This is a genomic window from Rhizobium leguminosarum bv. viciae USDA 2370, assembly GCF_002008365.1.
Lineage (GTDB): Bacteria > Pseudomonadota > Alphaproteobacteria > Rhizobiales > Rhizobiaceae > Rhizobium > Rhizobium leguminosarum.
Genome location: NZ_MRDL01000036.1, coordinates 680,237 through 705,551 on the forward strand (window position 1 = coordinate 680,237; position 25,315 = coordinate 705,551).

At 62.2% G+C, this 25,315-nt stretch carries 22 protein-coding genes and 1 other RNA gene; 12 read left to right on the forward strand and 11 right to left on the reverse strand.

Annotated features, from left to right (window positions below):
• Positions 1-135 precede the first annotated feature (135 nt).
• On the forward strand, positions 136-3,846 hold the full coding sequence (locus tag BS629_RS18170) for an AsmA family protein (RefSeq protein ID WP_018242819.1): 3,711 nt from the start codon (positions 136-138) through the stop codon (positions 3,844-3,846).
• Positions 3,847-3,951: 105 nt separating this feature from the next.
• Here the strand turns inward: BS629_RS18170 and BS629_RS18175 are convergent, their stop codons facing one another.
• The 4 genes from BS629_RS18175 to ssrA form a co-directional block, all read right to left on the reverse strand.
• Positions 3,952-4,176, reverse strand: a complete 225-nt coding sequence (locus tag BS629_RS18175) for a ribbon-helix-helix domain-containing protein (protein ID WP_018242818.1) — start codon at positions 4,174-4,176, stop codon at positions 3,952-3,954.
• Between the two features lie 160 nt (positions 4,177-4,336).
• Complete coding sequence (locus BS629_RS18180) at positions 4,337-4,531, reverse strand: DUF4169 family protein (RefSeq protein ID WP_018242817.1); 195 nt, start codon at positions 4,529-4,531, stop codon at positions 4,337-4,339.
• Positions 4,532-4,581: 50 nt separating this feature from the next.
• A complete protein-coding gene (locus tag BS629_RS18185) occupies positions 4,582-5,097 on the reverse strand; it encodes an SspB family protein (RefSeq protein ID WP_018242816.1) in 516 nt (171 codons plus the stop codon).
• A gap of 127 nt (positions 5,098-5,224) precedes the next feature.
• Positions 5,225-5,587, reverse strand: a transfer-messenger RNA (tmRNA) gene (ssrA, locus tag BS629_RS18190).
• Positions 5,588-5,698: 111 nt separating this feature from the next.
• On the opposite strand from ssrA, the gene BS629_RS18195 reads away from it, so the two are divergent.
• The 5 genes from BS629_RS18195 to BS629_RS18215 all read left to right on the forward strand — a co-directional run bounded on the left by BS629_RS18195 (position 5,699) and on the right by BS629_RS18215 (position 11,188).
• Positions 5,699-6,493: a thymidylate synthase gene (locus tag BS629_RS18195; RefSeq protein WP_018242815.1), complete on the forward strand. Its 795-nt coding sequence runs from the start codon at positions 5,699-5,701 to the stop codon at positions 6,491-6,493.
• A gap of 13 nt (positions 6,494-6,506) precedes the next feature.
• A complete protein-coding gene (locus BS629_RS18200) occupies positions 6,507-7,025 on the forward strand; it encodes a dihydrofolate reductase (RefSeq protein ID WP_018242814.1) in 519 nt (172 codons plus the stop codon).
• Between the two features lie 148 nt (positions 7,026-7,173).
• The gene (gene hflK / locus BS629_RS18205) at positions 7,174-8,256 is read left to right on the forward strand and encodes an FtsH protease activity modulator HflK (RefSeq protein WP_018242813.1); all 1,083 of its coding nucleotides are present in this window, start codon (positions 7,174-7,176) and stop codon (positions 8,254-8,256) included.
• Positions 8,257-8,259: 3 nt separating this feature from the next.
• Positions 8,260-9,216 (forward strand): protease modulator HflC, encoded by a 957-nt coding sequence (gene hflC / locus BS629_RS18210; RefSeq protein WP_018242812.1) that lies wholly within the window; start codon positions 8,260-8,262, stop codon positions 9,214-9,216.
• 196 nt (positions 9,217-9,412) lie between these two features.
• Positions 9,413-11,188 carry a Do family serine endopeptidase gene (locus BS629_RS18215; protein WP_018242811.1) on the forward strand — a complete coding sequence of 592 codons (1,776 nt, stop codon included), beginning with the start codon at positions 9,413-9,415 and terminating at the stop codon, positions 11,186-11,188.
• Between the two features lie 331 nt (positions 11,189-11,519).
• Here BS629_RS18215 and serB read toward each other — a convergent pair whose 3' ends face one another.
• A complete protein-coding gene (serB, locus tag BS629_RS18220) occupies positions 11,520-12,410 on the reverse strand; it encodes a phosphoserine phosphatase SerB (RefSeq protein ID WP_018242810.1) in 891 nt (296 codons plus the stop codon).
• Between serB and miaA the strand changes: the two genes are divergently transcribed.
• Positions 12,409-13,305: a tRNA (adenosine(37)-N6)-dimethylallyltransferase MiaA gene (gene miaA / locus BS629_RS18225; protein WP_018242809.1), complete on the forward strand. Its 897-nt coding sequence runs from the start codon at positions 12,409-12,411 to the stop codon at positions 13,303-13,305. The genes serB and miaA overlap by 2 nt on opposite strands.
• Here miaA and pdxR read toward each other — a convergent pair.
• Positions 13,302-14,810, reverse strand: a complete 1,509-nt coding sequence (gene pdxR / locus BS629_RS18230; RefSeq protein ID WP_183610675.1) for a MocR-like pyridoxine biosynthesis transcription factor PdxR — start codon at positions 14,808-14,810, stop codon at positions 13,302-13,304. The two genes, miaA and pdxR, sit on opposite strands and share 4 nt — an antisense overlap.
• A gap of 151 nt (positions 14,811-14,961) precedes the next feature.
• On the opposite strand from pdxR, the gene BS629_RS18235 reads away from it, so the two are divergent.
• Positions 14,962-15,576: a LysE family translocator gene (locus BS629_RS18235; protein ID WP_018242807.1), complete on the forward strand. Its 615-nt coding sequence runs from the start codon at positions 14,962-14,964 to the stop codon at positions 15,574-15,576.
• Between the two features lie 21 nt (positions 15,577-15,597).
• Positions 15,598-16,524, forward strand: a complete 927-nt coding sequence (locus BS629_RS18240) for a dihydrodipicolinate synthase family protein (protein ID WP_018242806.1) — start codon at positions 15,598-15,600, stop codon at positions 16,522-16,524.
• Here BS629_RS18240 and BS629_RS18245 read toward each other — a convergent pair.
• Positions 16,509-18,533, reverse strand: coding sequence for an ATP-binding protein (locus BS629_RS18245; protein ID WP_018242805.1), 2,025 nt, complete (start codon positions 18,531-18,533; stop codon positions 16,509-16,511). The two genes, BS629_RS18240 and BS629_RS18245, sit on opposite strands and share 16 nt — an antisense overlap.
• Positions 18,534-18,855: 322 nt before the next feature.
• Between BS629_RS18245 and BS629_RS18250 the strand changes: the two genes are divergently transcribed.
• Together BS629_RS18250 and ilvN are read left to right on the forward strand one after the other, a co-directional pair.
• Positions 18,856-20,646, forward strand: a complete 1,791-nt coding sequence (locus BS629_RS18250; protein ID WP_018242804.1) for an acetolactate synthase 3 large subunit — start codon at positions 18,856-18,858, stop codon at positions 20,644-20,646.
• A gap of 20 nt (positions 20,647-20,666) precedes the next feature.
• Positions 20,667-21,239, forward strand: a complete 573-nt coding sequence (ilvN, locus tag BS629_RS18255; protein WP_003560902.1) for an acetolactate synthase small subunit — start codon at positions 20,667-20,669, stop codon at positions 21,237-21,239.
• 60 nt (positions 21,240-21,299) lie between these two features.
• On the opposite strand, the gene BS629_RS18260 is transcribed toward ilvN, so the two are convergent.
• Both BS629_RS18260 and BS629_RS18265 read right to left on the reverse strand, forming a co-directional pair.
• Positions 21,300-21,764, reverse strand: a complete 465-nt coding sequence (locus BS629_RS18260) for a hypothetical protein (RefSeq protein ID WP_245268236.1) — start codon at positions 21,762-21,764, stop codon at positions 21,300-21,302.
• Between the two features lie 57 nt (positions 21,765-21,821).
• Positions 21,822-22,670 carry an aldo/keto reductase gene (locus BS629_RS18265; protein WP_018242802.1) on the reverse strand — a complete coding sequence of 283 codons (849 nt, stop codon included), beginning with the start codon at positions 22,668-22,670 and terminating at the stop codon, positions 21,822-21,824.
• A gap of 244 nt (positions 22,671-22,914) precedes the next feature.
• On the opposite strand from BS629_RS18265, the gene BS629_RS18270 reads away from it, so the two are divergent.
• On the forward strand, positions 22,915-23,508 hold the full coding sequence (locus BS629_RS18270; protein ID WP_018242801.1) for a LysE family translocator: 594 nt from the start codon (positions 22,915-22,917) through the stop codon (positions 23,506-23,508).
• Here BS629_RS18270 and BS629_RS18275 read toward each other — a convergent pair.
• Together BS629_RS18275 and BS629_RS18280 are read right to left on the reverse strand one after the other, a co-directional pair.
• Positions 23,500-23,976, reverse strand: a complete 477-nt coding sequence (locus BS629_RS18275) for a DUF2269 family protein (protein ID WP_018242800.1) — start codon at positions 23,974-23,976, stop codon at positions 23,500-23,502. The two genes, BS629_RS18270 and BS629_RS18275, sit on opposite strands and share 9 nt — an antisense overlap.
• Positions 23,976-25,253 carry an SDR family oxidoreductase gene (locus BS629_RS18280; protein ID WP_018242799.1) on the reverse strand — a complete coding sequence of 426 codons (1,278 nt, stop codon included), beginning with the start codon at positions 25,251-25,253 and terminating at the stop codon, positions 23,976-23,978. The genes BS629_RS18275 and BS629_RS18280 overlap by 1 nt, the downstream gene beginning before the upstream one ends.
• Positions 25,254-25,315: the final 62 nt, after the last annotated feature.

A 25,315-nucleotide genomic window follows, 5' to 3' on the forward strand; every position in this document is an offset into this window, starting at 1 on the left:
GGGCCAGCTCAACCTGAAATCTGAATCCTGTTCTCAAATAAAGAGTTAGAGCATGATGTCGTCCGAAAACCGCTCACACTTTTCGGCATCATGCTCTAGTGTCGGCAACAGAATCCCGAATGGAGACGCTTTGCATTGGTAGGCCGGTTCCTCGTCTTTCTGGGGGGAGTGATCGTCGTAGCGCTGTTTGTGGCGCTGCTTGCGCCGCTGTTCATCGACTGGACGGATTTCCGCAAGAATTTCGAGGATCAGGCAAGCCGCATTATCGGTAAGAAAGTCACCGTCTACGGCACGGTAGATGCGCGCCTGCTGCCGTTTCCATCGGTGACGCTGCATGATGTGCGCGTCGGCCAGGAAGCGGACGGCACGCCGATCGTCAAGGTCGAGCAGTTTTCCATGGATGCGGAGCTCGCACCTTTCCTGTCCGGCGAAGCGCTGATCTTCGACATGCGCATCGTCAATCCGAAGGTGCGCTTGAGACTGCTCAAGGACGGCACGCTCGACTGGATGCGCGGCAGCCGCGCGGAAATACCGGCAAGGACCGTCGTTCTCGAAAACGTGCATGTCAGCGGCGGCGAGGTCGAATTCATCGACGACCAGTCGGGCCGCTCGCGTCGCATCACCGGACTCAATGCGGAAATGTCGGCAAAGTCGCTGGCCGGCCCCTGGCGCATCGAGGGCGACGCTGCGCTTGACGGCGAGCACGGCGGCTTCTCGATCTCGAGCAGCCAGCCGGACGACAAGGGCGTGCTGCGCATGCGCACGAGGCTTTCGCCGGACAAGCACCCTGTCAGCGTCGATCTCGACGGCGAGCTGAAGCTCGTCGACAGTAAGCCGAATTATCAGGGCCAGCTTTCGGCGGCGATCGAGATCCGCAACAGCGCCAAGCCCGCCAACAAAAAAGAGCAGCCGCCGCGCGTCAAGGGCCGCTTCGAGCTCACCAATGAACGCATCCGCATTCCCGAATACCGGATGGAGATCGGCCCGACCGACGATCCCTATGTCATAACCGGCGAGGCGACGCTCGATACCGGCAATGCACCGGAATTCCTGCTGACCGCCGACGGGCAACAGATCGACGTCAACCGTATCGGCAATCAGGGCACTGCCGGCAAGACGACGCGCGATGCGGCTGTTTCGGCGCGCCAACGGCTGAATTCGCTGATCGATATCGTCGGGCAGGTGCCGATCCCGCAGGTGCCGGGCAAGGCGAGCGTCAAGCTGCCGGCGATCGTCGCCGGTGATACGACGTTGCGTGACGTGCAGTTGGAGCTCGAGCCGGCCGGCACCGGCTGGATGATCGACAGCGCCACCGGCACGCTGCCGGGGCGCACGCAGGTGGAAGGCAAGGGCAAGCTCCTGCTTCAGGGTGAGGCCTCGTTCAACGGCCAGATCGTGGTGGCTTCCAGCCAGCCGACCGGGCTTGCCTCCTGGCTTGCCGGCTCGGTCGATCCGGCCATCCGGCAACTGCGGCAGGCGGGCTTTTCCGCCAATGTCAGCCTGACGCATGAATTGCAGCGTTTCGAAAATCTCGAGATTGCCATCGGACCGGCGACGCTGAAGGGCCGGCTGGAGCGCCAGGCGATTTCCGGCCAGACGCCGACGCTGTCGGTGGCGCTAAACGGCGATACGCTCGATCTCGACGCGCTGCAGGCGCTGAGCGGGCTCATGACCGGCCAGGATGCCGGCGACAACGTGCTGGACCACAAGATCGCCGCCCAGCTTAAGGCCGACAAGTTCACCGCCTTCGGCGTCAGTGCCGACAATGTCGAGACCACCTTTACGATCGCCGATGGCGCGCTTGCCGTCGACCGGCTGTCGATCAAGGATATCGCAGGCGCCGAGCTGACGGCGACGGGCAGAGCGGAAGGCTCATTGCTCGACTACAAAGGCGCGGGTGAAATCACCTTCAAATCGGCCGATCCCGGCGGCTTCTTTACCATGCTGCGCGAGCACCTGCCGCATCACCCGGTGCTCGACCGGCTGGTGCGCAATGCCGGGTGGTACGGCAATACGGCGCTTCGCGGCGCGCTGACGCTCGGCGGCGACGAGGGCAACGCGCTGACGGTGACACTTGCCGGTGTCTCGAACGGCAGCCGCGTCAATCTCGACTACCGCATGTCCGACCTCTTGGCGCTGGCCGGCAATGGCACGACGAGCCTTGAGGCAACGCTCGAAAACGCCGTGCCGTCCATCCTGTTCGGCCAGGCCGGGCTCGACCCGCTGCCGGTCGATGTCGGGGCCAATGGCCGCCTGACGCTGAAGGTTAAGGCATCGGGCAATGATCCCGCCGATGCGGCCCTGAGCTTTGCGACCGACCGGACCTCGTTCACCGCCAACGGCAAGGTCGATGTTCGGCCGGAGACCTTCATGAACGGCCAGATCGGGCTTTCGCTGGACAGTGCCGATATTGACCCCTATCTCATCATGAACGGCATCGCCCTGCCGCAGACCGGAACCGGGTTGCCGCTCGGCCTGCAGGTCAATGCCGCCGTCGACAGCGACAAGATCGTCTTTTCGGATCTCAAGGGGCATGCGGCCGATAACGAATTTTCAGGTGCGCTGACCTTCGACCGGAAGGCTGCGAAGACGACCGCGAGCGGTGGGCTGACACTCACCAAGGCCGATGCCGGCTGGCTCGGCGAGGCGGTGTTCGGCCAGATCGTCGATCCCGCCAACGGTCAGCTGACGACGGCGCCGCTGGGGCTGCCCATCTTCAAGGATCTCGACGTCAACGTGAAGCTGATGGCCAAGCAGTTCTGGCCGGGCCTGCCGGATACGGCGGTGTCGGACTTCACCAGCAACGTCGCCTACAAGGGCGACGAGTTGCAGCTCAACGACATGGCCGGCAACTGGGACGGTGGAAAGCTTTCCGGCAACCTGCTCTTCACCAATGCCAACGGCACCGGCTTCCTGCAGACGAAGCTTGCGCTTGCCGATTCCGATCTTTCCGGCGTCGTCTGGCTGCGCGACGGCGCGCCGATCGCCAACGGCAAGTTCGGATTGTCGCTGTCGATGGAGGCCTCGGGCAAGACGATCGGCGAAATTGCCAGCTCGCTCAATGGTTCGGGCGAACTGAGGCTTGGCGATACCAGCATACGCGGGCTGAATCTTGCCATCCTTCCGCCGCTGCTTGCCGCGACCGATACGATGCAGGAGCAGATCAATGCCGGCAAGGTGCATCCGATCATCGAAACGCTGCTCAGCAACGGCGAGGCGAAGCTGCCGCCGCTCGGCGTCCCCTTCAACATCACCGACGGGACGCTGAGGGTGCAGAATGTCACCGTCGCCAACGATCTCGCCCGCATCACCGCCGATGCGCAGATCGCGCTGCCGGAAGAGCGGGTCAGCGCGACGCTGGGTGTCGGGTTCAATCCGGGCACCGAAGCGCTTTCTGGTGCGGAGCCGGCGCTCAGGCTGAATTTTTCCGGCATGCTGCCATCACCCGGCAAGACGATGGATGTGACCGATATCACCAGCTATCTGTCGCTGCGCGCTTTCGAGCGCGAGCGCCGGCGGGTCGAACGGCTGCAGGCGATCGTGCTCGAAAAACAACGGCTGCGCCGCGAGGTGGCGCTCTATCGGTTCAACGACGCCGAGCGCATCAAGGCGGCCGAGATCGAGCAACAACGGCAGGCGGAGGAAGAGCGGCTGCGTGCACTGGCGCAGCAAGCAGCCGCTGTGAAGGCTGCTGCCGAGGCAGAGGCTGCACGCGCGGCGGAAGCCAAAGCGAAGGCGGATGCGCAAGCGAGGGCTGCCGCCGAGGCGGAAGCGGCACGGCGCAGCGGGCAAGCACAGCCGGGTCCGCTCAATTTTGACCAGTTGCCGGGCGTTCAGGCGCAGTGAGATTGCATAGAATTTGATTCATGCAAGGCGTATCAGATCTTTGTTTTCATTGATTTTTCTTCCAAAATCGCCCCACGGTTTTGTGCAGCGTGCATCAGGCCCGGGTCACGGCTGGCGGTCGCCCCCCGCCTTCAGCCAGGAAAGCACATGCAAGCGCAGCGCCGAGGACAGGTTGCTGTCCGGCGGGCGGTGGTCGTCGATTTCGGAGATCAGGGCGGCGAGCGGTATCGAACGGCCCGCGGCAATCATCTTCAGCTCGGCCCAGAACTCATCTTCAAGCGAAAAACTGGTGCGATGGCCGTGCAATGTCGCCGAATGCTTGCGGATCATGGAGCGCCTTCACATCCCGGTTATAGCGCCGAGCGTCCGCGAGGACGCGCTCAGGACGTTTTGTCAAATCATGCGTGGGGTTGGCAGATCGATTCAAGGAAACCGCGCAAGTGGCTGATCGCAGAATCCATTCCAGCTTTTCAAGCTTTGCGTGAAACCCTCACGCGCCGTCGTCATCAGTCTCGATCCGGCCGTCGCGATGGATCTTGTCGGCCTTGTCGTTCAGGCTGCGGGTCAGTTGCTTTTCGGCCTTGGCGCGGCCGAAGGAAATACGGTTCTGTTCGGCCTGCTTCTCCTTTTCGGAGCGAGCCTGCTTCTTGCGGAACTGGCGCAGATTGATGATTTCGGCGCTCATGCGTTTGCCTGAATTCCCTATCAAAAAGGGAGGCTTGGCCTCCCTTTAAATCACTGTTTCTTGCGGAAGGAGTCGAGTGAGACGACGGAGCCCGGTTTCTTCTCCTCGCCGTCGGCGGGTTTTGCGCCCGCGGCGTCATCGGACTTTCCAGCCGCATCCACCGGATAGGCGGTGATTTCACCGGACGGCAATTCCTCGCCATCGGCGAGAGGCACGTCGAATTCGAGCTCGAAGTTGACGGAGGGATCGTAGAAGCCGCGGATCGCATTGAATGGGATGACCAGCTTTTCCGGGACGTCGGAGAAGGAAAGGCCGATCTCAAAATGCGTTTCGGTGATCTTCATGTCCCAGAACTGGTGTTGGATGACGATGGTCATCTGCTCGGGGTATTTCGACTTCAGATGCTGGGAGATGCGCACCCCGGTCGCGCCCGTGAGGAAGGTGATGAAGAAGTGATGATCACCGGGCAGGCGGCCCGTGGCTGCGACTTCCGCCAATACCTTGCGGATGACGCCGCGAAGTGCATCCTGTGCCAGAATGTCGTAGCGGATATGATCCTGCCCCATGCTTTTCCTGTCTTTCGTCGGTTCGGAGTCTTTTCACAAGGTTGTATGCCACGTCCGGGCGCCTTGGGAAAGACCGGAGCCGAGTCACGTTTTTAAGCAGCATACATGATTTCGGCGGCAGGGAGAAGGTGAAGGCTTCTGTTGCCAGGTGCCTTCGGACCCCGCCTAGAGGTGCGAACCACTAGGACTTTGATTGAAGTGTCACACCGCGATTAAGCAGCGAGACGAGCTTCCGCATAGTTGTCGTTTGCAACTACAATTTTAGCCCGATAACGGCGGTACAATGCCGAGCAAAAAGACGATCTTTACACCCTTGTCGATCCTGTTTCGCCCCCATCAAAAGCCGGCCTTCGAGACCGCCGGTTTTTGGTGGAGGCGCCGGGTACCGCCCCCGGGTCCAATAGGTTTATTACACCGCTCGTTTATCGCCATAGCCGGCCCGAAAGCCGGCATGGGTGATATAGTGGTTTCCTCAGCCCAAGGAAAGGGCAAACGTCATAAAAGCGTTATGCGACCCATCAGAAACATTGGGAAAATGCCCGGCGGTGATTGGTTTCCCGGTTCTGAAGGCTTAAATTAGCCGAAACGGAATCAGCGCGACATGAAGCAATATCTCGATCTCTTGAATCATGTGATGGAAAAGGGCTCCGACCGGGGCGACCGCACCGGCACCGGCACACGCTCAGTCTTCGGCTACCAGATGCGCTTCGACCTGGAAGAGGGCTTCCCCGTCCTCACCACGAAGAAGCTGCATCTGCGCTCGATCATCCACGAGCTTCTCTGGTTCCTGAAGGGCGAGACGAATATCCGCTATCTCAAGGAGAACGGCGTTTCGATCTGGGACGAATGGGCCGATGAAAACGGCGATCTCGGGCCTGTTTACGGCGCCCAGTGGCGCTCCTGGCCAGCGCCCGACGGCGGCCATATCGACCAGATCGCCAATCTCGTCAAAGGCATCGTCAACAATCCGAATTCGCGCCGCCACATCGTCTCGGCCTGGAATCCGGCCGAAGTGGACGAAATGGCGCTGCCGCCCTGCCATTGCCTGTTCCAGTTCTATGTGGCTGATGGCAAGCTTTCCTGCCAGCTTTACCAGCGCTCGGCCGATATCTTCCTCGGCGTGCCGTTCAATATCGCTTCCTATGCGCTGCTGACGATGATGGTGGCTCAGGTGACCGGACTGAAGCCTGGCGATTTCGTCCACACGCTCGGCGACACCCATCTCTATCACAACCATTTCGACCAGGCGAAACTGCAGCTTGCACGCCGGCCGAAGCCGCTGCCGTTCATGCGCATCAATCCTGAGGTGAAGGACATTTTCGGCTTCACCTTCGACGATTTCGAGCTGATCGGCTACGAGGCCGATGCCAGCATCAAGGCGCCGATCGCCGTCTGATCCAGGATATTCCATGGCCGACATCCGCAGGACCATTATCGCCGCCGTTGCCCGCAACGGCATTATCGGCCGCGACGGCGACATGCCGTGGCGGCTTTCGAGCGACCTCAAGCGCTTCAAGGCGCTGACATTGGGCAAGCCTGTGGTGATGGGCCGCAAGACCTACGATTCGATCGGCAAGCCGCTGCCGGGACGGCCGAACGTCGTCATCTCGCGACAGGCGGCGATAGACCATCCTGATGTCTCCATGGCCCATTCGCTGCCGGAGGCGATGACGGCGGCCGAAAGGCTGGCGCTCGAAACCGGCGTCGACGAAATCTGCATTCTGGGCGGCGGGCAGGTCTATGCCCAGGCGATCGGCCTTGCCGACCGGATGTGCATCACGCATGTCGAGGCCGATCTCGATGGAGACGCGTCGTTTCCCGTGATCGATCCCGACACCTGGCAGGCGGGGGAGGCGATCGCGGTTCCGGCCGGCGAAAAGGACAGTTATCCCACGCGTTTCATCGTCTACGAACGCCGTTACGCCTGAAAATGAACTATTTTCCAATTATATTGACCAAGTTTCTCACGCTGCGTTGAAAGCCGATGCGGCGATACCTATAACGGTCACCAACGCGTCCGCCGGTCAGCCCCCACGGTTTCGGATGCGTGGAGACTTAACCAACAACGAGGTTTTGATGCCCTGGAGCAATCAGAATGGCGGCGGCGGCCCTTGGGGCGGCGGCGGCGGTAATAATCAGGGACCATGGGGACAGGGGCCGAACCGGCCGCGCGGTGGCGGCGGCAAGGGCGGACCGCCTGATCTGGAAGATATCATCCGGCGCGGCCAGGACCAACTGCGCAACATCATTCCCGGCGGCTTCAACGGCGGCGTGGCGGTGATCGTCGTGGCGATCGTCGCCGTCTTCTGGCTGATCCAGTGCATCTATGTCGTGCAGCCGGACGAACGCGGCGTCGAACTGCGGTTCGGCAAGCCGAAGGCCGAGATTTCCATGCCGGGCCTGCATTTCCACCTGTGGCCGATGGAGACCGTGGAGACGGTCAAGGTGACCGTGCAGCAATTGAACATCGGGGCGACTTCGGCATCGTCTTCGAACGGCCTGATGCTGTCCAGCGACAAGAGCGTCATCAACGTGCAGTTCGCTGTCTTCTACACCGTCAGCGATCCCAAGGCCTATCTCTTCAACGTCGAAAATCCGGCAGAGACGCTGCAGCAGGTTTCCGACAGTGCCATGCGTGAAATCGTTGGCCGGCGTCCGGCGCAGGACGCCTTCCGCAGTAATCGCCAGCCGATCGAAGTGGATGTGCTCAATATCCTGCAGGACACGATGAACCGCTATGGCGCGGGCGTGACCGTGACCGGCGTGACGATCCAGAACGTGGCGCCGCCGCGGGAAGTCGCCGATGCTTTCGAAGAAGTGCAGCGTGCCGGCCGTGACCGCGATAGCACGATCGAAGAGGCCAATCGCTACACGAACCAAAAGCTCGGCCAGGCGCGAGGCGATGCGGCCAGAATCCGCGAAGATTCAGCCGCCTACAAGGACCGTGTCGTGAAGGAGGCGGAAGGTGAAGCGCAGCGGTTCACGGCGATCAACGACGAATATTCCAAGGCGCCCGATGTGACCCGCAAGCGGTTGTACCTCGAAACGATGGAGCAGGTGCTGAAGAACTCCCGGAAGGTCATCATCGACGAAAAGCAGGGCGTCCTGCCCTATCTGCCGCTCAATGAGCTCGGCAAACCGGCGCAACAGGGAGGTTAAGTCATGACATCGAACAGACTTCCCATCATTCTCCTCATCCTCGCCATTGTGCTGGTCGGGCTTTATTCGTCCATCTTCGTGGTGAATGCACGTGAGCAGGCCATCGTCGTCCGCTTCGGCCAGATCCAGTCGGTCAAGACCGAGCCTGGAATTTATTTCAAGCTGCCTTTCGGCTTCATGGATGCCGACCGCGTTCAGCTGGTCGAAAAGCAGGCGCTGAGGCTCGATCTCGACAATATCCGCGTTCAGGTCCAGGACGGCCAGACCTTCGACGTCGATGCCTTCGTGATCTATAACATCTCGGATGTTCGTCGCTTCCGCGAAACAGTATCGGGCGATCGCGAAGCCGCAGAAGCGCGGTTGAGGGCGCAGCTCGATTCATCGCTTCGCCGCGTCTACGGTCTGCGTGACTACAATGCCGCGCTCTCGGAAGAGCGTGTCGCAATGATGCTGGAGATTCGCGACGATCTGCGCACGGATGCCGAAAATCTCGGCCTGCATATAGACGACGTTCGCATCCGCCGCACCGACCTTTCGCCGGAGGTTGCGCCGAATACCTATAATGCCATGCGTTCGGAACGCCTTGCCGAGGCGGAGCGCATCCGTGCCGAGGGCAATGAGGAAGGCCAAAGGCGGCGCGCCATCGCCGACCGTCAGGTTGTCGAGCTCACCGCGGGCGCCCAGCGTGATGCGGAAATCCTTCGAGGCCAGGGCGATGCGGAACGCAACCGCGTCTTCGCCGAAGTCTTCAGCAAGGATCCAGCCTTCTTCGAGTTCTATCGCTCGATGGCGGCCTATTCCTCCGCTCTCTCGTCGCAGGACACGACGCTGGTGCTGTCGCCGAATTCGGAATTCTTCCGCTATTTCGACAATGCCGCCGGCACCCTGCAGCCGTCGCCAGCAAGCCCGGCAGTGCCGGCTCCGGCAGCGCCTGGGGCACCTGCCCAGCCGACGAATTGAAGCAGGGGATACCCCGATAATCCTGGAAGGGCCGGCCCGAGTGCCGGCCCTTTTTTCGTGGCATGGTCGCGATAATTGGGCTTTTGCGAGGCCACGTCACATTGCACGGGGATTTCGCGAAAAGGTGATTTCGCCCTCCATCATTCCGCCTTATGCTGGTGCTCAATGTGCGCATGACCCCTTATGAGGAAGCTTGATGGCCCCCACGATTCGCTCGCCCTTCAGACGAACGCTCGCGCTTATGGCCAGCGCTGCAATTCTTGCGCATGCCGGCATGAACGGGGTCGCCTACGCCCAAGCCGCGCCTGAGACGACAGCACCCGGGGTTGCGACGCCCGCTCCGGTTACGCCTGAGCCGGCTGCTCCCGCACCCACACCGCCGGCCGCGGCTGCACCGGAAACAGCTGCTCCCGCTCCTACGCCTCCCGTACCCGCCGCACCGCAGCAGGCCGCCGCGAGCCAGGCCGTCGTGCCGAATAACGGCCCGGCTTCGGTCGCCGATCTTGCCGAGGGGCTGCTCGACGCGGTGGTCAACATCTCGACCTCGCAGAATGTGAAGGACGACGAGGGTGCAGGCCCGGCGCCGCGCGCCCCCGACGGCTCGCCTTTCCAGGAATTCTTCAACGATTTCTTCAACAAGCAGCAGGGCAACAAGGGCGGCAACCACAATGTCAGCTCGCTCGGCTCCGGCTTCGTTATCGATCCGGCCGGCTATATCGTCACCAATAACCACGTGATCGAGGGCGCCGACGACATCGAGATCAATTTCGCCAACGGTTCGAAGCTCAAGGCGAAGCTGATCGGCACCGATACGAAGACCGATCTTTCGGTGCTGAAGGTCGAGCCGAAGGCACCGCTGAAGTCCGTGAAATTCGGCGATTCCAGCAAGATGCGCATCGGCGACTGGGTGATGGCGATCGGCAATCCGTTCGGCTTCGGCGGTTCGGTGACGGTCGGCATCATTTCCGGGCGCGGCCGCAACATCAATGCCGGCCCCTACGACAACTTCATCCAGACGGATGCGGCGATCAACAAGGGCAATTCCGGCGGCCCGCTCTTCAACATGAAGGGTGAAGTGATCGGCATCAACACGGCGATCATTTCGCCGAGCGGTGGCTCGATCGGCATCGGTTTCTCGGTGCCGTCGGAGCTTGCCTCCGGCGTTGTCGACCAGTTGCGCGAATATGGCGAGACGCGGCGCGGCTGGCTCGGCGTGCGCATCCAGCCGGTGACTGACGATATCGCCGACAGCCTCGGGCTCGACACTGCAAAGGGCGCGCTGGTCGCCGGCGTCATCAAGGGTGGCCCAGTCGACGACGGCTCGATCAAGGCGGGTGACGTCATTTTGAAATTCGACGGCAAGACCGTCAGCGAAATGCGCGACCTGCCGCGTGTCGTGGCGGAAAGCACAGTCGGCAAGGAAGTCGATGTGGTGGTGCTGCGCGACGGCAAGGAGCAGACCGTCAAGGTGAAGCTTGGCCGGCTTGAGGACAGCGATCAGGCGGCTGCATCCGATGATGCGGCGCCTGATGGTTCGCAGGATGACGGCGTGATCACCCCGGACCCCGGCGAGAACAACGACATGGACCAGCCGGATACCGGCGATCAGGCCCAACCCGCACCTGATACACCCGACCAGCATAAGGGCCAGGTGTCGCCGGATGCTGCAACGCCGAAGAACGTGCTCGGGCTGTCGCTGTCGCTGTTGAGCGCCGAGACGCGCAAGGCCTTCGGGATCGCCGAGAGCGTCGACGGCGTCGTCGTCACAGAGGTGACGCCCGGCTCCGCCTCCGCCGAAAAGGGGTTGAAGCCCGGCGACGTGATCGTCGAGGTGGCGCAGGAGTTCATGAAGTCGCCGGATGCGGTCGCCGCCAAGGTGCAGGCGCTGAAACAGGAGGGCCGCCGCAACGCCCAGCTGATGATCGCATCGGCGAATGGCGATCTGCGGTTCGTGGCGGTGCCGATGGAATAAGGGAGCTACGGCGGTAGTGAATTAGCCGCCGTACTCTCCAACTCTCCCTCATTCCTCTGCTTGTCATAGGAATCCAGTGCGCCTAAGTCCTTGGGCGCAGAAAACTCTTCTCTCCTGACGTAAGTCACTCACCGCGCAGACGCGCGGTGGCTGGTTTCCTGTGACGAGCACAGGAATGAGGGTGGAGAAGGGTGTGCCGGGGGGGCTTTCGAAACGGAATCGGTGGCCTAACGGTCCGGAGGTGACAGGCTATTTGGCGGGTTTACGGAGGTTGCCTTCCGTACGAGCCACCAGCGATCAGCCCCGATTGGGAATGTCGCTGGTATCGCGCTCATACCGTCACGAAATCCGTCTTCCGGTAGCCCTGGATGTAGAGCAGTGCGGTCAGGTCGCCGTGGTTGATGCGCATCTGCGCTTCGGCAGCGACTGCCGGCTTGGCGTGGAGGGCGACGCCGGAGCCTGCAAGGTGCAACATGCCGAGATCGTTGGCGCCGTCACCAACGGCGATCGCTTCTTCCGGCGAAATGCCGAGGCGAGCCGAAATCTCGTTCAGCGCATCGACCTTCGCCTGCTTGCCGAGGATTGGTTCGGCGACGAAGCCGGAGAGAATGCCGCCGTCTTCGAGCAGTGTGTTGGCGCGGTTCTCGTCGAAGCCGAGAGTGGCGGCGATGCGGCTGGTGAAGACGGTGAAGCCGCCGGAGACAAGCGCGGTGTAATGGCCTTTCGACTTCATGGTGGCAAGCAGTTCCGGGCCGCCCGGGGTGAGCGTGATGCGCTTGGCGATCACCTCGTCGACGACCGATATCGGCAGGCCCTTCAGCAGCGCGACACGCTCACGCAGGGCAGGCTCGAAGGCGATCTCGCCGTTCATGGCGCGGGCGGTAATGGTCGCGACCTTCTCTTTCAGGCCGACTTCGGCAGCGAGTTCATCGATGCATTCCTGGCCGATCATCGTCGAATCCATGTCGGCGATCAGCAGCTTCTTGCGGCGGGTTTCCTGCTCCTGGATGACGAGATCGATCGGTGCGTTTGATATGACGGCAAGGATATTGGCCTCGGCCGCTTGCGCATCGGTGCCGTCGCGCAGCGCGATGTCGCAGGCAACGCCATCGGCCAGCCAGTAGAGACCGGAAGCGTTCACGGCCTCGGCCGCCTGCTCGGCGATTTCGGGTGTCAGCACGGGATTTGACGGATTGGCAACAAGCGTGGCAACGAGGGCCATGATGGAAAACCTTCTGAGCACAGTGAACGCGATCCTGATAACCGGGCCGACCGCCAGCGGCAAGTCCGCGCTCGCCGTCGAATTGGCCAAGCGCCATGATGGCGTGGTCGTCAACGCCGACAGCATGCAGGTCTACGACACGCTGCGGGTGCTGACCGCGCGCCCGTCGGAAGAGGAGATGCAGGGCGTGCCGCATCATCTCTACGGCCACGTGCCGGCCGGTGCGGCCTATTCCACAGGCGGCTGGCTACGGGATGTCTCGGCATTGCTGCCGACGCTCAGGGCCGCAGGGCGGCTGCCGGTCTTCGTCGGCGGCACGGGGCTTTATTTCAAGGCGTTGACCGGTGGTCTCTCAGATATGCCCGAGATACCGGAGGCCCTGCGGAAGGCACTCAGGTCGCGGCTGCTGGAGGAGGGCCCGGACGGGCTCTATGCCGAACTCGCGGTGGCCGATCCCGCCATGGCGGCAAGCCTCAACCGCCAGGACGGGCAGCGGATCGTGCGGGCGCTGGAGGTGATGAAGTCGACGGGGCGGTCGATCGCCGATTTCCAGGGCCAGTCGGGACTGGTGATCATCGACGCCGCCCAGGCCCGCAAGATCGTCGTGCTGCCGGATAGGGCGGTGCTGCATCAGCGCATCAACGGGCGTTTCGAAAAGATGCTGCAGCAAGGCGCGGAAGACGAAGTAAGGGCGCTGCTTGCGCTCGACCTGCCGGCCGAGGCGCCTGTGATGAAGGCAATCGGCGTGTCGCAGATTACGGCGATGGTCAGGGGTGAGATGACGCGCGACGAGGTGCTGGAGAAGGGGGCTGCGGCGACGCGGCAATATGCCAAGCGGCAAATGACATGGTTCCGCAACCAGATGGACGATAGCTGGGAACGGCTGACAGTTTAGGTTTCAGTTTGTTGCGGGCCTCCCGCTTGAGACATCTGCTGGCTCAACAGTTCGACGAGTTCGCCAACCGCCGCCTGTAGCTGGTCCGCCAGAAATCCGCCGAAGCCCAGCATCAGGCCGGGGCGTGCCGGCCGCGCGGAATACATCGGGGAGATCGCGCGCACGGCAAGGCCGGCCGACAGGGCACGGGCTGCGAGTTGCACGTCATCGACCTCCTCGGGCAGCCATAGAAGAATATGCATGCCCTGGTCGCTCTGCTGGACGCAGCACCCCTCCGGCAAGGCCCGCTCGAGCGCCGAGAGCAGAACAGCGCGGCGTTCGGCATAGAGGCCACGGATGCGCCGGATATGCGCTTCGAAATAGCCTTCCCGCATGTAGGCCGCCAGAACGTGCTGTTCGGCGATCGGCGAATGCCGGTCGAGAATGGCACGGGCGCCGGCAAAGGCTTCTGCGAGTGGAGGAGGGGCGATGACGTAGCCGAGGCGCAAGGAGGGAAAGAGCACCTTGCTGAACGTGCCGAGATAGATGACGCGTGACGGACGCAATCCCTGCATTGAGGGAAATGGGTGTCCGGCATAACGCAGCTCGCTGTCGTAGTCGTCCTCGACGATCCAGGCACGATTTTGGTCGGCCCAGGCTATCAGGGCATTGCGTCGGGCCATGCTGAGCGGCATGCCGATCGGATATTGGTGCGAAGGGGTCACGAATGCGGCGCGCGCCTGGGGACATAGCTCGAGGCCGCGTTCCACGTTCATTCCCTGTGCATCGACCGGCAGGCGGTGCGTCCGGACGCCGAGATCGTCGAGCACTGCCGTCAGGCCGGGATAGGCCGGGTCCTCGGCCCATACCGGATCGTCACGCGAGAGAAGGACCCGCCCCGCCATATAGAGGCCTTGCTGAGTGCCTGATGTGACGATGACCTGTTCCGGCTCACAATGAACGGCCCGCGCACGGCGGACGTGGTCGGCAATGGCAAGCCTGAGCTCGAGCAGACCCATCGGGTCGTGGTAACCCGAGGGTGCGGCCTGTCTCGACGCGCGCACGCGGTTGCCGAGGCGGCGCCAGTTGTCGTCGGGCGCAATGCCGGAAGCCGGGACGGCGATAGCAAAGGGAACGGGCGGGTGCGGGGTGAGCGCACGGGCGATGGCGATCAGCCGAGCAGCCTGGGAAGGCAGATCGACGGCATCTGCGGCAGACGGCACTGCCGGTGCAGGCGAGGGCGCCAACGTGGTGTCAATCAGATCAGCGGCAACACGGGTTCCGGCTCCGACCCGCGCTTCGAGATAGCCTTCGGCGGTCAACTGATCGAACACCTCGACGACAGTGCCGCGCGCGATCTTCAGCGAAGCTGCAAGGCTACGCGTCGAAGGAAGGCGTTCGCCTGGCCTCAGCTCACTGCAGGCGATTGCGTTCCGTAGGGCCTGCGCAAGCTGGCGACCGACATTGTCCGTTCGGTCGATCGCGTTGAGCGATGGGATTTCGATAGTGCTACGCCGTTTGGACATCGCAAAATGGTCCATAGAGATTGTTCAAAAATGGCGCTTCATGGTGAACCAATTTTCGAAGAAAAGGAAGCAGATCGGCGGCTTCCCGATGGCGCATTCTTCGCCTTCGGGGTCGTGCCGTGCGCTGGCGCAAACTTCTGGAAAAAAGCAAATGCAGGATCTTCTCGTCGTCTACATCGCCTACGCAATCGCTGCAGGCAGTCCCGGACCAAGCAACATGGCCATCATGAACGTGGCGATGCGGCAAGGGCGTCGACCGGCGCTCGCCCTTGCTGCCGGGGTCATAACGATGTCGACATGCTGGGGGCTGGTCGCTGTCACCGGCATTTCCACACTCCTGGTCCGGTATGCCCATGCGCTGCTGTTCCTCAAAGTCGCAGGCGGGCTTTACCTCCTCTGGCTCGCCTGGAGGGCGGCCCGCTCGGCAGTCGCGTCGGACATGCCGGCAAGCGAGGCCGTCCAACCTGCCGCGCAACTCGGCGCGCTCTATCGTCGCGGCGTTCTGATGCATCTCGGCAATCCGAAGGCGGTTCTAGCCTGGGTCGCGATCATGTCGCTCGGCCTCAAGCCCGGCGCTTCACCGGAGATGGCCGTGACAGCTTTCGGCGGCTGCGTGCTGCTCGGGATCTCGATATTTGCCGGCTATGCCGTGCTCTTCTCGACGGCGCCGATGGTGCGCGGCTACGCCCGTGCGCGACGATGGATCGAGGGAAGTCTCGCCGTCTTCTTCGCGGGCGCCGGATCACGTCTTCTGTTTTCACATTGACCGGATTTTCAGGATCGCATCATGTCTGTCGCTTCTCCGTTTCATGGACTTTCGGCCTTTCCGCCAACGCCCGCCGATACGGGGGGCCGGGTCGACACGGAAGCCCTCTGCCGCCTGCTGGAACGCCTGTGTGATGCCGGCGTCGCTTCGATAGGCCTTCTTGGCAGCACCGGGATCTACGCCTTTCTCACACGTGAGGAGCGACGCCGAGCCGTCGAGGCCGCGGTCGAGTGCGTGCGCGGTCGTGTTCCGATCGTCGTCGGTGTCGGTGCTCTGAGGACAGACCACGCCCGGACCCTGGCGAGGGATGCGGAGGCCGCTGGTGCAGATGCGCTTCTGCTTGCGCCGGTGTCCTACACGCCGCTCACTCAGGAGGAGGCCTATCAGCATTTCCTTGCCGTCACGGAGGCGGCGAAGCTGCCGCTTTGCATTTACAACAATCCCGGCACGACCCACTTCACCGTCAGCCGGGATCTTCTGCAGCGCCTGTCGGACATCGAGACGATCAGCGCGGTGAAGATGCCTCTGCCAGTTGACGGCGATTTCGCAGGAGAACTGGCGGCATTGCGTGAGAAGAGCAAGCTTGCGATCGGCTATAGCGGCGACTGGGGCGCTGGCGAAGCGCTGCTTTCAGGTGCCGACGCCTGGTACAGCGTCATCGGCGGCTTGCTTCCGCGCGTCGCTTGTGCCCTGACCAAGGCCGCGATTGCAGGCGAGGACGGCGAAGTGCGTCGGCTCGATGGTCTACTCCAGCCGCTCTGGCAAACGTTCAAGGCGTTCGGAAGCCTTCGCGTGATCTATACGCTGATCGACCTTCTCTCACTCGCCAAGGCCGAGCTCCCACGCCCTCTCTTGCCGCTCGGACCGATGGATCGGCAGCGTGTGCTCGAGGCCATCGAGCCTCTGATCGCACTGGAGAGCGAGTGGAAGGCTTATTCCTTGTTGTAAAGGCTGCTCAGCGGTTTTTTCAAAATGCTTTCGCGCAGCGACGTGCCGGGCTCGCGGCGGGAGATCGCAGGCTGATCCGTCGCCGGTGCCGGCCGGGGAAAGACCGGCTCCTCGCGGCGCATTTCGCGACGCAGCGCGTCCAACCGGGGATCGATCGCCGGCACCGCAGCCGGGTCCAGCCGCGGCGTTTGCGGCAGCAGTTCCCGCCGATAGGTTTCGAGCGGCGCAGCGGAGGAGGCGGGCGGCGCATACGGCTTGGCGTCGAGATCCTCGTCGACCGCATCAGCCTCGTCCAAGCTTGCCACGGACGCGGCATAGCTCTGCTGAAAATTCGAAATGTCGGGTCCGACCGTCACCGCCCGCATACGGGTGACGATCTTGCGCAGATCGACCGTATCCGGATCTTCCTCGCTCTGCTTGCTGTTGGCGCTGCTGGCCTTCGGCAGGAGGTTTTCGTCGACGCGGGAAAAGCGCATGCGCATCGGCACGCTGATCGCCTCGCCGAAAGCGATCGCCTCGCCGTTGCCGATCGAGGAGATGAAGCTCGTCGTCGAGATCGACGAATTCGGAATGGCCGAGCGGATGATTTCCTGGTCTCGGTCGTTGGCGAGGCGCATGGCAAAGAGCGTCGAACACTGCGACAGGATCGTCTGGTCGAGTTCGCCCGGCCGCTGGGTGATGATGCCGAGCGAGACGCCGTATTTGCGGCCTTCCTTGGCGATGCGGGCGATCGCCTGGCGCGTCGGCACGAAGCCGAGGCTCGGATCGGAGGGGATGTAGCGGTGCGCTTCCTCGCAGACGACGAGCATGTGGATGGCGCCCTCGCTCCACAGCGCCACCTCGAAGGCCATGCGGCAGAGCACGGAGGCGACCGAATTGACGACTTCTGAGGGGATGCCGGCAAGCTGGAAGGTGCAGATCGGCCGGTTCTCGCCGGGGATGCGGAAGATCTGCGCGATGGTTTCGGTGATCGTGTCGCTGATCGTGTTGTTGGAGAACATGAAGTGATAGCGCGGATCGTTGATCGCAGCGATGAGGCGCATCTTCAGCGACCGCAGGAAGGGCTTTTCCGAGCGGCCTTCCAGGCGGCCGATGCGCTCGTCGATCAACGCCAGCAAATCGGCCATACGGTAAGGGACCGGCGTATCGGCGGTGATCGAACTCTTTTCGGTCGTGCGGCGCACCAGCGAGTTGTCGCTGCCGCGGAAGGCGCGTTTGGCCTCCGGCAGGATATCGCGCAACATGTCGAGCTCTTCGGGCACCGGCGGACGGCCGCGAAACACGACCTCGGCAAATTCCTCCAGCCGCATCAACCAGAAGGGCAGGTCGAGCGTATCGGTATCGATGGTGACGGCGTGCTCGGGAAAGGCGGCAGCGAATTCATTATGCGGATCGAGGATCAGCACGCGCAGCTTCGGATCCGCCGCGATCGCCTTGTGCAGGAGCAGCGACACGGCCGTCGACTTGCCGACGCCGGTGGAACCGACAACGGCGAAATGCTTGGAGAGCATTGAGGGGATGTGGATCGCCGCATCGATGCTTTCGTCCTGCGTCAGCTTGCCGATAACGGCGGTCGTACCCTCGCCGGCGTCGTAGATGCGCATCAGGTCGGCGGATCGGATGCGGTGGGCGATGGCGCCGAGATAGGGATAACGCGAGATGCCGGTCGAGAATTCCTCGCGCCCGTCCTCGTCGACACGGACTTCGCCGAGCAGCTCGGTCTCGATCCTGAACGTATTGTCTTCGCCTTCGCCCCAGGCATGGCTGCCGGTGTTCATCTGATAGACGAGGGCGACGACGCGGTTGCGGCCGACGCTGATCGAAATCAACCGGCCCACGGACCACAGTTCCGTCAGATCGGTGCCGCCCTGCTCGGCGACGGCGGCGATGGTCGCCCGCGAACCGCTGCATGCAACGACGCGGCCGAGAAAGCGGTTCCCCGGTGTATGGCCATCGCGGCGATCCTGTTCACCCGCCTTACCAGGCGCGTGCAAGTCGTTGTTAAGCAAAGGGCCTACTCCTGCAATGGGAAGCGAGAATAAAGCCCTTCCTTTAACAAATCCTTCCGGGCATGGATTTTAGGGATGCGGGGAGCCGGGAGTTTTTTATTGCGGCATGCGTTGACGCTGCGAAATTTTCTGTCTATCACTTCCGACCATGAAAATCGCAACGGCTCTTATCGTGGTGGGAAAGCGCATGGGCAGGATGGTGTAACCATCCGGCGATAGCCACCCATGCGCTAGATGACAGGCTCCTCCGGGGCCTTTTTTTATGCCCGAAATTCGGGCTTCCGGCCACAAACGCAATCCCAGCATCAAACGGAACAGACAGATGAGCACGGACAATCAGGCGGCAGGCAATCGGATGACGGGAGCGGAGATCGTTCTCAAGGCGCTGAAGGACAACGGCGTCGAACATATCTTCGGCTATCCCGGCGGCGCGGTCCTGCCGATCTACGACGAGATCTTCCAGCAGGAGGATGTCAAGCACATCCTCGTTCGCCACGAGCAGGGGGCAGGCCATGCGGCCGAAGGTTACGCCCGCTCCACCGGCAAGGTCGGCGTCATGCTGGTGACCTCGGGTCCGGGCGCCACCAATGCCGTCACACCGCTGCAGGATGCGCTGATGGATTCGATCCCGCTCGTCTGCCTGACCGGCCAGGTTCCGACCTCGCTGATCGGCTCCGACGCTTTCCAGGAATGTGACACGGTCGGCATCACTCGGCCCTGCACCAAGCACAACTGGCTGGTCAAGGACGTCAACGAGCTCGCCGCCGTCATTCACGAGGCTTTCCGAATCGCCCAGTCCGGCCGTCCAGGACCTGTCGTCGTCGATATTCCGAAGGACGTGCAGTTTGCGACCGGCACCTACACGCCGCCCGCCGACTACACGATCCAGAAGAGCTACCAGCCGAAGATCCAAGGCGACCTCAACCAGATCCATGCGGCGATCGAGCTGATGGCGAATGCGCGCCGTCCCGTCATCTATTCCGGCGGCGGCGTCGTCAATTCCGGCCCCGAGGCTTCCAAGCTGCTGCGTGAGCTGGTCGAGCTCACCGATTTCCCGATTACCTCGACGCTGATGGGCCTCGGCGCCTATCCGGCTTCCGGCAAGAACTGGCTGAAGATGCTCGGCATGCACGGCTCCTACGAGGCCAACATGGCGATGCATGACTGCGACGTCATGGTCTGCATCGGCGCCCGTTTCGATGACCGCATCACCGGCCGTCTCAATGCCTTTTCGCCGAACTCGAAGAAGATCCATATCGATATCGATCCATCCTCGATCAACAAGAATGTCCGCGTTGATATCGGCATCCGCGGCGATGTCGGCCATGTCCTCGAAGACATGGTTCGCCTGTGGCGGGCGCTGCCGAAGAAGCCGGAAAAGGGTCGCCTGGACGACTGGTGGACCGATATCGCCCGTTGGCGGGCACGCAACTCCTTCGCCTATACGAAGAGCAATGACGTCATCATGCCGCAATATGCGCTGGAGCGGCTCTTCGCCCACACCAAGGACCGCGATACCTACATCACCACCGAGGTCGGCCAGCACCAGATGTGGGCGGCGCAGTTCTTCGGTTTCGAGCAGCCGAACCGTTGGATGACCTCGGGCGGCCTCGGCACGATGGGCTACGGCCTGCCGGCCGCACTCGGCGTGCAGATCGCCCATCCCGATAGCCTCGTCATCGACATTGCCGGCGATGCCTCGATCCAGATGTGCATCCAGGAAATGTCGGCGGCGATCCAGCACGATGCGCCGATCAAGATCTTCATCATGAATAACCAGTATATGGGCATGGTGCGCCAGTGGCAGCAGCTGCTGCATGGCAACCGCCTGTCGAACTCCTATACCGAGGCGATGCCCGACTTCGTCAAGCTGGCGGAAGCCTATGGCGCCGTCGGCCTGCGCTGCGAAAAGCCGGATCAGCTCGACGACACCATTCTGGAGATGATCGAGGTCAGAAAGCCTGTCATCTTCGATTGCCGCGTCGCTAATCTCGCCAATTGCTTCCCGATGATCCCCTCGGGCAAGGCCCATAACGAAATGCTGCTGCCGGACGAGGCCACCGACGAAGCGGTCGCCAATGCGATCGACGCCAAGGGCCGCGCGCTCGTCTAATAAGGGAAGGGACCAAGGACATGAACGCTCACCTACAGCCCACGGGCTCCGCTTACTTCATTTCGCCGGAAACGGCGGCCGTCGAAAGCCACACGCTTTCGGTTCTCGTCGACAACGAGCCGGGGGTTCTTGCCCGGGTCATCGGCCTGTTTTCCGGCCGCGGCTACAATATCGAGAGCCTGACGGTCTCCGAGACCGAGCATCAGGCGCATCTTTCCCGCATCACCGTCGTCACACGCGGCACGCCGCAGGTGCTGGAGCAGATCAAGGCGCAGCTCGAGCGCATCGTGCCGGTGCATCGCGTCGTCGACCTGACGGTGCGTGCCCGCGAACTCGGCCAGGACCGGCCGATCGAGCGCGAAGTGGCACTGGTCAAGGTGATCGGCGAGGGCGAAATGCGCGCCGAGACCCTGCGCCTTGCCGATGCCTTCCATGCCAAGGTGGTGGATGCGACGGTCGGTCACTTCATTCTGGAGATCACCGGCAAATCGTCGAAGATAGATCAGTTCGTGGCGATCATGAAGCCGCTTGGCCTGATCGAGGTCTGCCGTACCGGCATCGCGGCGATGAACCGCGGCGTGCAGGGCATGTAAAGATTACAGCCCGGGCATGTAAGCTCGTTTCGCAGGCGGACGCCGGTTTCGGCGTCCGTTTCAAATCTTCTCGTTCACCGGCGACGTGCGCGGATCGATCCAGTCATGCTTGACGATCAGGTCGCCGACTAACGGCCTATTTCTCATCTCCAGGCCGTTGGCCCTTTCGCCGCGATAGATCCGGAAATGCGTTTCCCCTTGCTGACGTAATATCGGCTTATCTTCACCGAAGACGCAATTGTATGAAATGCAGTGAATCCGGATGTCGTCGCGATTGGTGTTTTCATTGCCCAAATTGATGGTGATCTGCATGTCGCCGCCACTGGCGCCGTAGACCACACAATTCTCGCGAAGCTTGCAGGTTGTTTCAGAGAGGATTTTCTGGCCACTCTCCAGCAACAGGGCATATCTGACCCGATAGCTATCTCTCTTTGCGCTGTCGGCATGCGCCGTCGCGACGAGGCTGCCGCTAAGGCTCAGCAATATGGGAATTAGGCCACGAACCATCCCTGTACCGCATTCCACGATGATAACTGACTACCCTTTTTATTCAGCTTTATGGCGAAATTTCATCGGGTTCGCTTAGAGCATCTCCAGCGGTTTTTTTCTTGCCGGCGGCGGAAAGGTGGCGTCGAGGGCATCCCAGTCGTCGTCGGTGATATCGAGCGAGACGCAGTCGCGGTTTTCTGCCGCGCGTTCGGCATTCGAGGTCTTCGGGATGACGATGACGCCGTCGCGTTCCAGCAGGAAGGCGAGCGCCAGCTGGGCGGGTGTCGCCTGATAGGCCTTGGCGATACGGATCAGTTCGGGATGGTGCAGGATATTTCCCTGTTCGATCGGGGAATAGGCCATGACGGGAATGCCGCGGCTCTGGCACCAGGGCAGCAGATCGAATTCGATGCCGCGGCGGGAAAGGTTATAGAGCACCTGGTTGGCGGCGACATTGGCGCCGTCGGGCACTCTAAGCAGTTCCTCCATGTCATCGGTGTCGAAGTTAGAGACGCCCCAAGCGCCGATCTTGCCCGATGCCTTCAACGTTTCGAAGGCCGCGACGGTCTCAGTGAGCGGATAGTTGCCGCGCCAGTGCAGCAGATAGAGATCGATGCGGTCGGCGCCCAGCCGTTCGAGACTGCGCTCGCAGGCTTCGACCGTGCCTTTCAGGCTGGCATTCCAGGGATAGACTTTGCTGACGATGAAGACCTCGTCGCGCCGTCCCCTGATCGCCTGACCGACGATCTCCTCGGCGCCGCCGTCGCCGTACATTTCGGCGGTGTCGATCAACGTCATGCCGAGATCGATGCCGGCCTTGAGGCTTTCGATCTCGGCCTTGGCATGGCCGGCATCCTCGCCCATGGCCCAGGTGCCCTGGCCGAGCGCCGGCACCTCAGTGCCGTTCGGAAATGTGATCGATGGAATCGGGTCGTTCTGCATGGGTTTCTTCCTACAGCGCCGCGCGTCCTTGAGATGGACGCTGTAGCACTTTGAATTGCTGCATGATTTTATCCTTAAATCGATGCCGATTTAAGGAATTATGCAGTCGGCAAGAGATTGGGCCGGGTCGCCATCTTTCAAGTAATCCTGTCACCATGACAATGATGCGATGGTATCGGCGGTTTAGGACAGTTATGCTGACCTAAATAAACAGGCCGCGGAAAAGCTGGCTTCGGGAGGTCGCATGCCGCTGGATACATTTCTCGCTCTCGTTCTGTTTGCCTTCACGACCTCGATCACGCCGGGGCCGAACAATATGATGCTCTTCGCATCGGGCGTGAATTTCGGCTTCCGCAGGACGATTCCGCATATGTTCGGCATCGGCGTCGGTTTCTTCTCGCTGCTCATCGGCGTCGGCCTTGGGCTCGGCGCGCTGCTGCACACGGTGCCTGTGGTCTATACCGCGCTGAAATTTGCGGGCGGCGCCTATCTCGTCTGGATCGCCTGGAAGATCGCCTCGTCGCGCTCGCTCAGCGAAGGCAGGAGCGGCGTCGAGCCGATGTCCTTCCTGTCGGCCGCTGCCTTCCAGTGGGTCAATCCGAAAGCCTGGGTGATGGCGGTCACGGCGATGGCGACCTATACCAATCCGCAACTCTACCTCGTGAGCGTGCTGATCGTCGGTCTCGCCTTCGCGGCGGTCAATGTGCCCAGCGTTTCGACCTGGGCAGGCTTCGGCTCGGCGCTGCGGGAATGGCTTTCCGATCCGGTGCGGTTGAAGTGGTTCAATATCAGCATGGCGATACTCTTGGTGCTAAGCCTCTGGCCGATGCTAAAATAGAGTGATGGTCGGTTTTGTCAGCATCAGCCAGAAAATGCCGAGGACGGCTGAGAAGGCTGGAAATCCGAAAGCAAACCAGATGCGGTAGAGGCTGAAATAGGCTGGCGGCAGGGCTTTTCCCGCCGCTGCTGCGGCGCGGGCGAGGTCGCGCAGCCGGATCTGGATCCAGACGACCGGCAGCCAGAACAGGCCGGTGACGACATAGAGCAGCAGCGACAGCGCAATCCAGCCCTCCGACAGGTCCCAGCCGATCGATCGGGCCAGCAGATAGCCGGTCACCGGCTGGAGGATGGCCGCGGTCGCGGTGAAGATCGTGTCGGCGATGACGACGGTGCCGGCGACATGGGCAATCAGTCTGGGATCGCTCGTCCGGTGCGCCATCACCATGAAGAAGGCGATGCCGGCGCCGGTGCCGAAGAGTACGGTCGCGCCAATGACATGGGCGAGCAGCAGCCATTCTTCAAGCATCAGCGTTCATCCAGGGTGGCAAGGGCTACGAGCGTCAACAGGATCGACGGCAGCACCTTGACGAGGACCCCGAGCGGATCAAGCCAGAGCGCGGGTTCGAGCAGGCTGGCGCCGGCGAGATAGGCGAGCGATATACCAAGCATGCCGAGAAGGGCGCGTTTCGCCAGGGGACGGACAAGGACGGCGGCACCGAGGAAGACGTCGGTCAGGCAGGTCGCAAGCGTCAGCGCCGTTGCCGAGGCCTGAGGCATGAACGGCAAGAAGTGAGCAGACGTCTTCTCCAGTGCCAGCAGCGGGATGAGACCGGACAGCAGCCAGAAGACGGATAGGCCCGATATGACGAGTGGCTTCAGGAGATAGAGCCGGGCAAACCAGAGATCTTGGACGCCGGAGGGATTGGCCGAGAGCGCTGCGGCCGCGGGTGTCGCGACGAGGCCGCTTCCTGCTTTCGAGCTTTGCACGCCTTCCGACATCACTGTCAGCGCTGTCGAACGCAGCGGCGAACGCCAGCCGAGCAGGCCCGATAGATCGGCCAGCCACGTCACTGGCCTGGCCAGCCAGGGGGGCAGGGCGAAGACGCGGGCGGGCGGCAGGCCCAGCCACTGCCGGTGCAGGCGAACGAGATCGGCGAGCGTCAGGACTTCATTGGCGGCGAGATCGATATCCTTTGAAGGAAGGCCGCCGGAGACTGCCCGCGACACGGCTTCCGCCACATCGTCCACCGAAAGTGTTTCGACCGGGCTTTCGGCATGGACCAGGGGCAGCACCAGGGGAAAGGCGGCAAGCGCCCGTAGCAGCGCCGAGCCGCCATGGGCATTGCGGCCGAGCACGAGGGCAGGGCGCAGGATGAGGTAAGGCAGGCCGCTTGCCGCGAGCGCCTCGTCGGCGCGGCGCTTGGTGGCGAGAAAGGGAAGGTCGCCGGCCGCTCCTGCCGTCCTTGCCGATATCTGCACGATGAGCTGGCGCGACGAGCACTTTGCAGCAGCATACAGCGCCAGCATCGCCTCTGCCTGGGTGGCCGCCAGATCGTCCGACAGGCCGTCCTGCAGGGCGCCGGCGCAATTGACGACGACATGCTGGTCCTTGAGGATATCTTCCCAATCCGCGGGTTTCGTCATGCGCGATAGATCTGCGCGCCGCCATTCGATCGCCGGCTGTTTCAAACGGGCACGTACGGGATTGCGGCCGAGCCCGGTTACGACGTGGCCGTCGGCAACGAGCCGGGCCGCGACGACGGAGCCTATAAAGCCGGTTGCGCCGAGAATCAGGATATTCATGGCAGGAGATTAGCGGAAAAGCGGATGAGACATAGAAGGGCTTGGCGGGCCTGCGGCATATG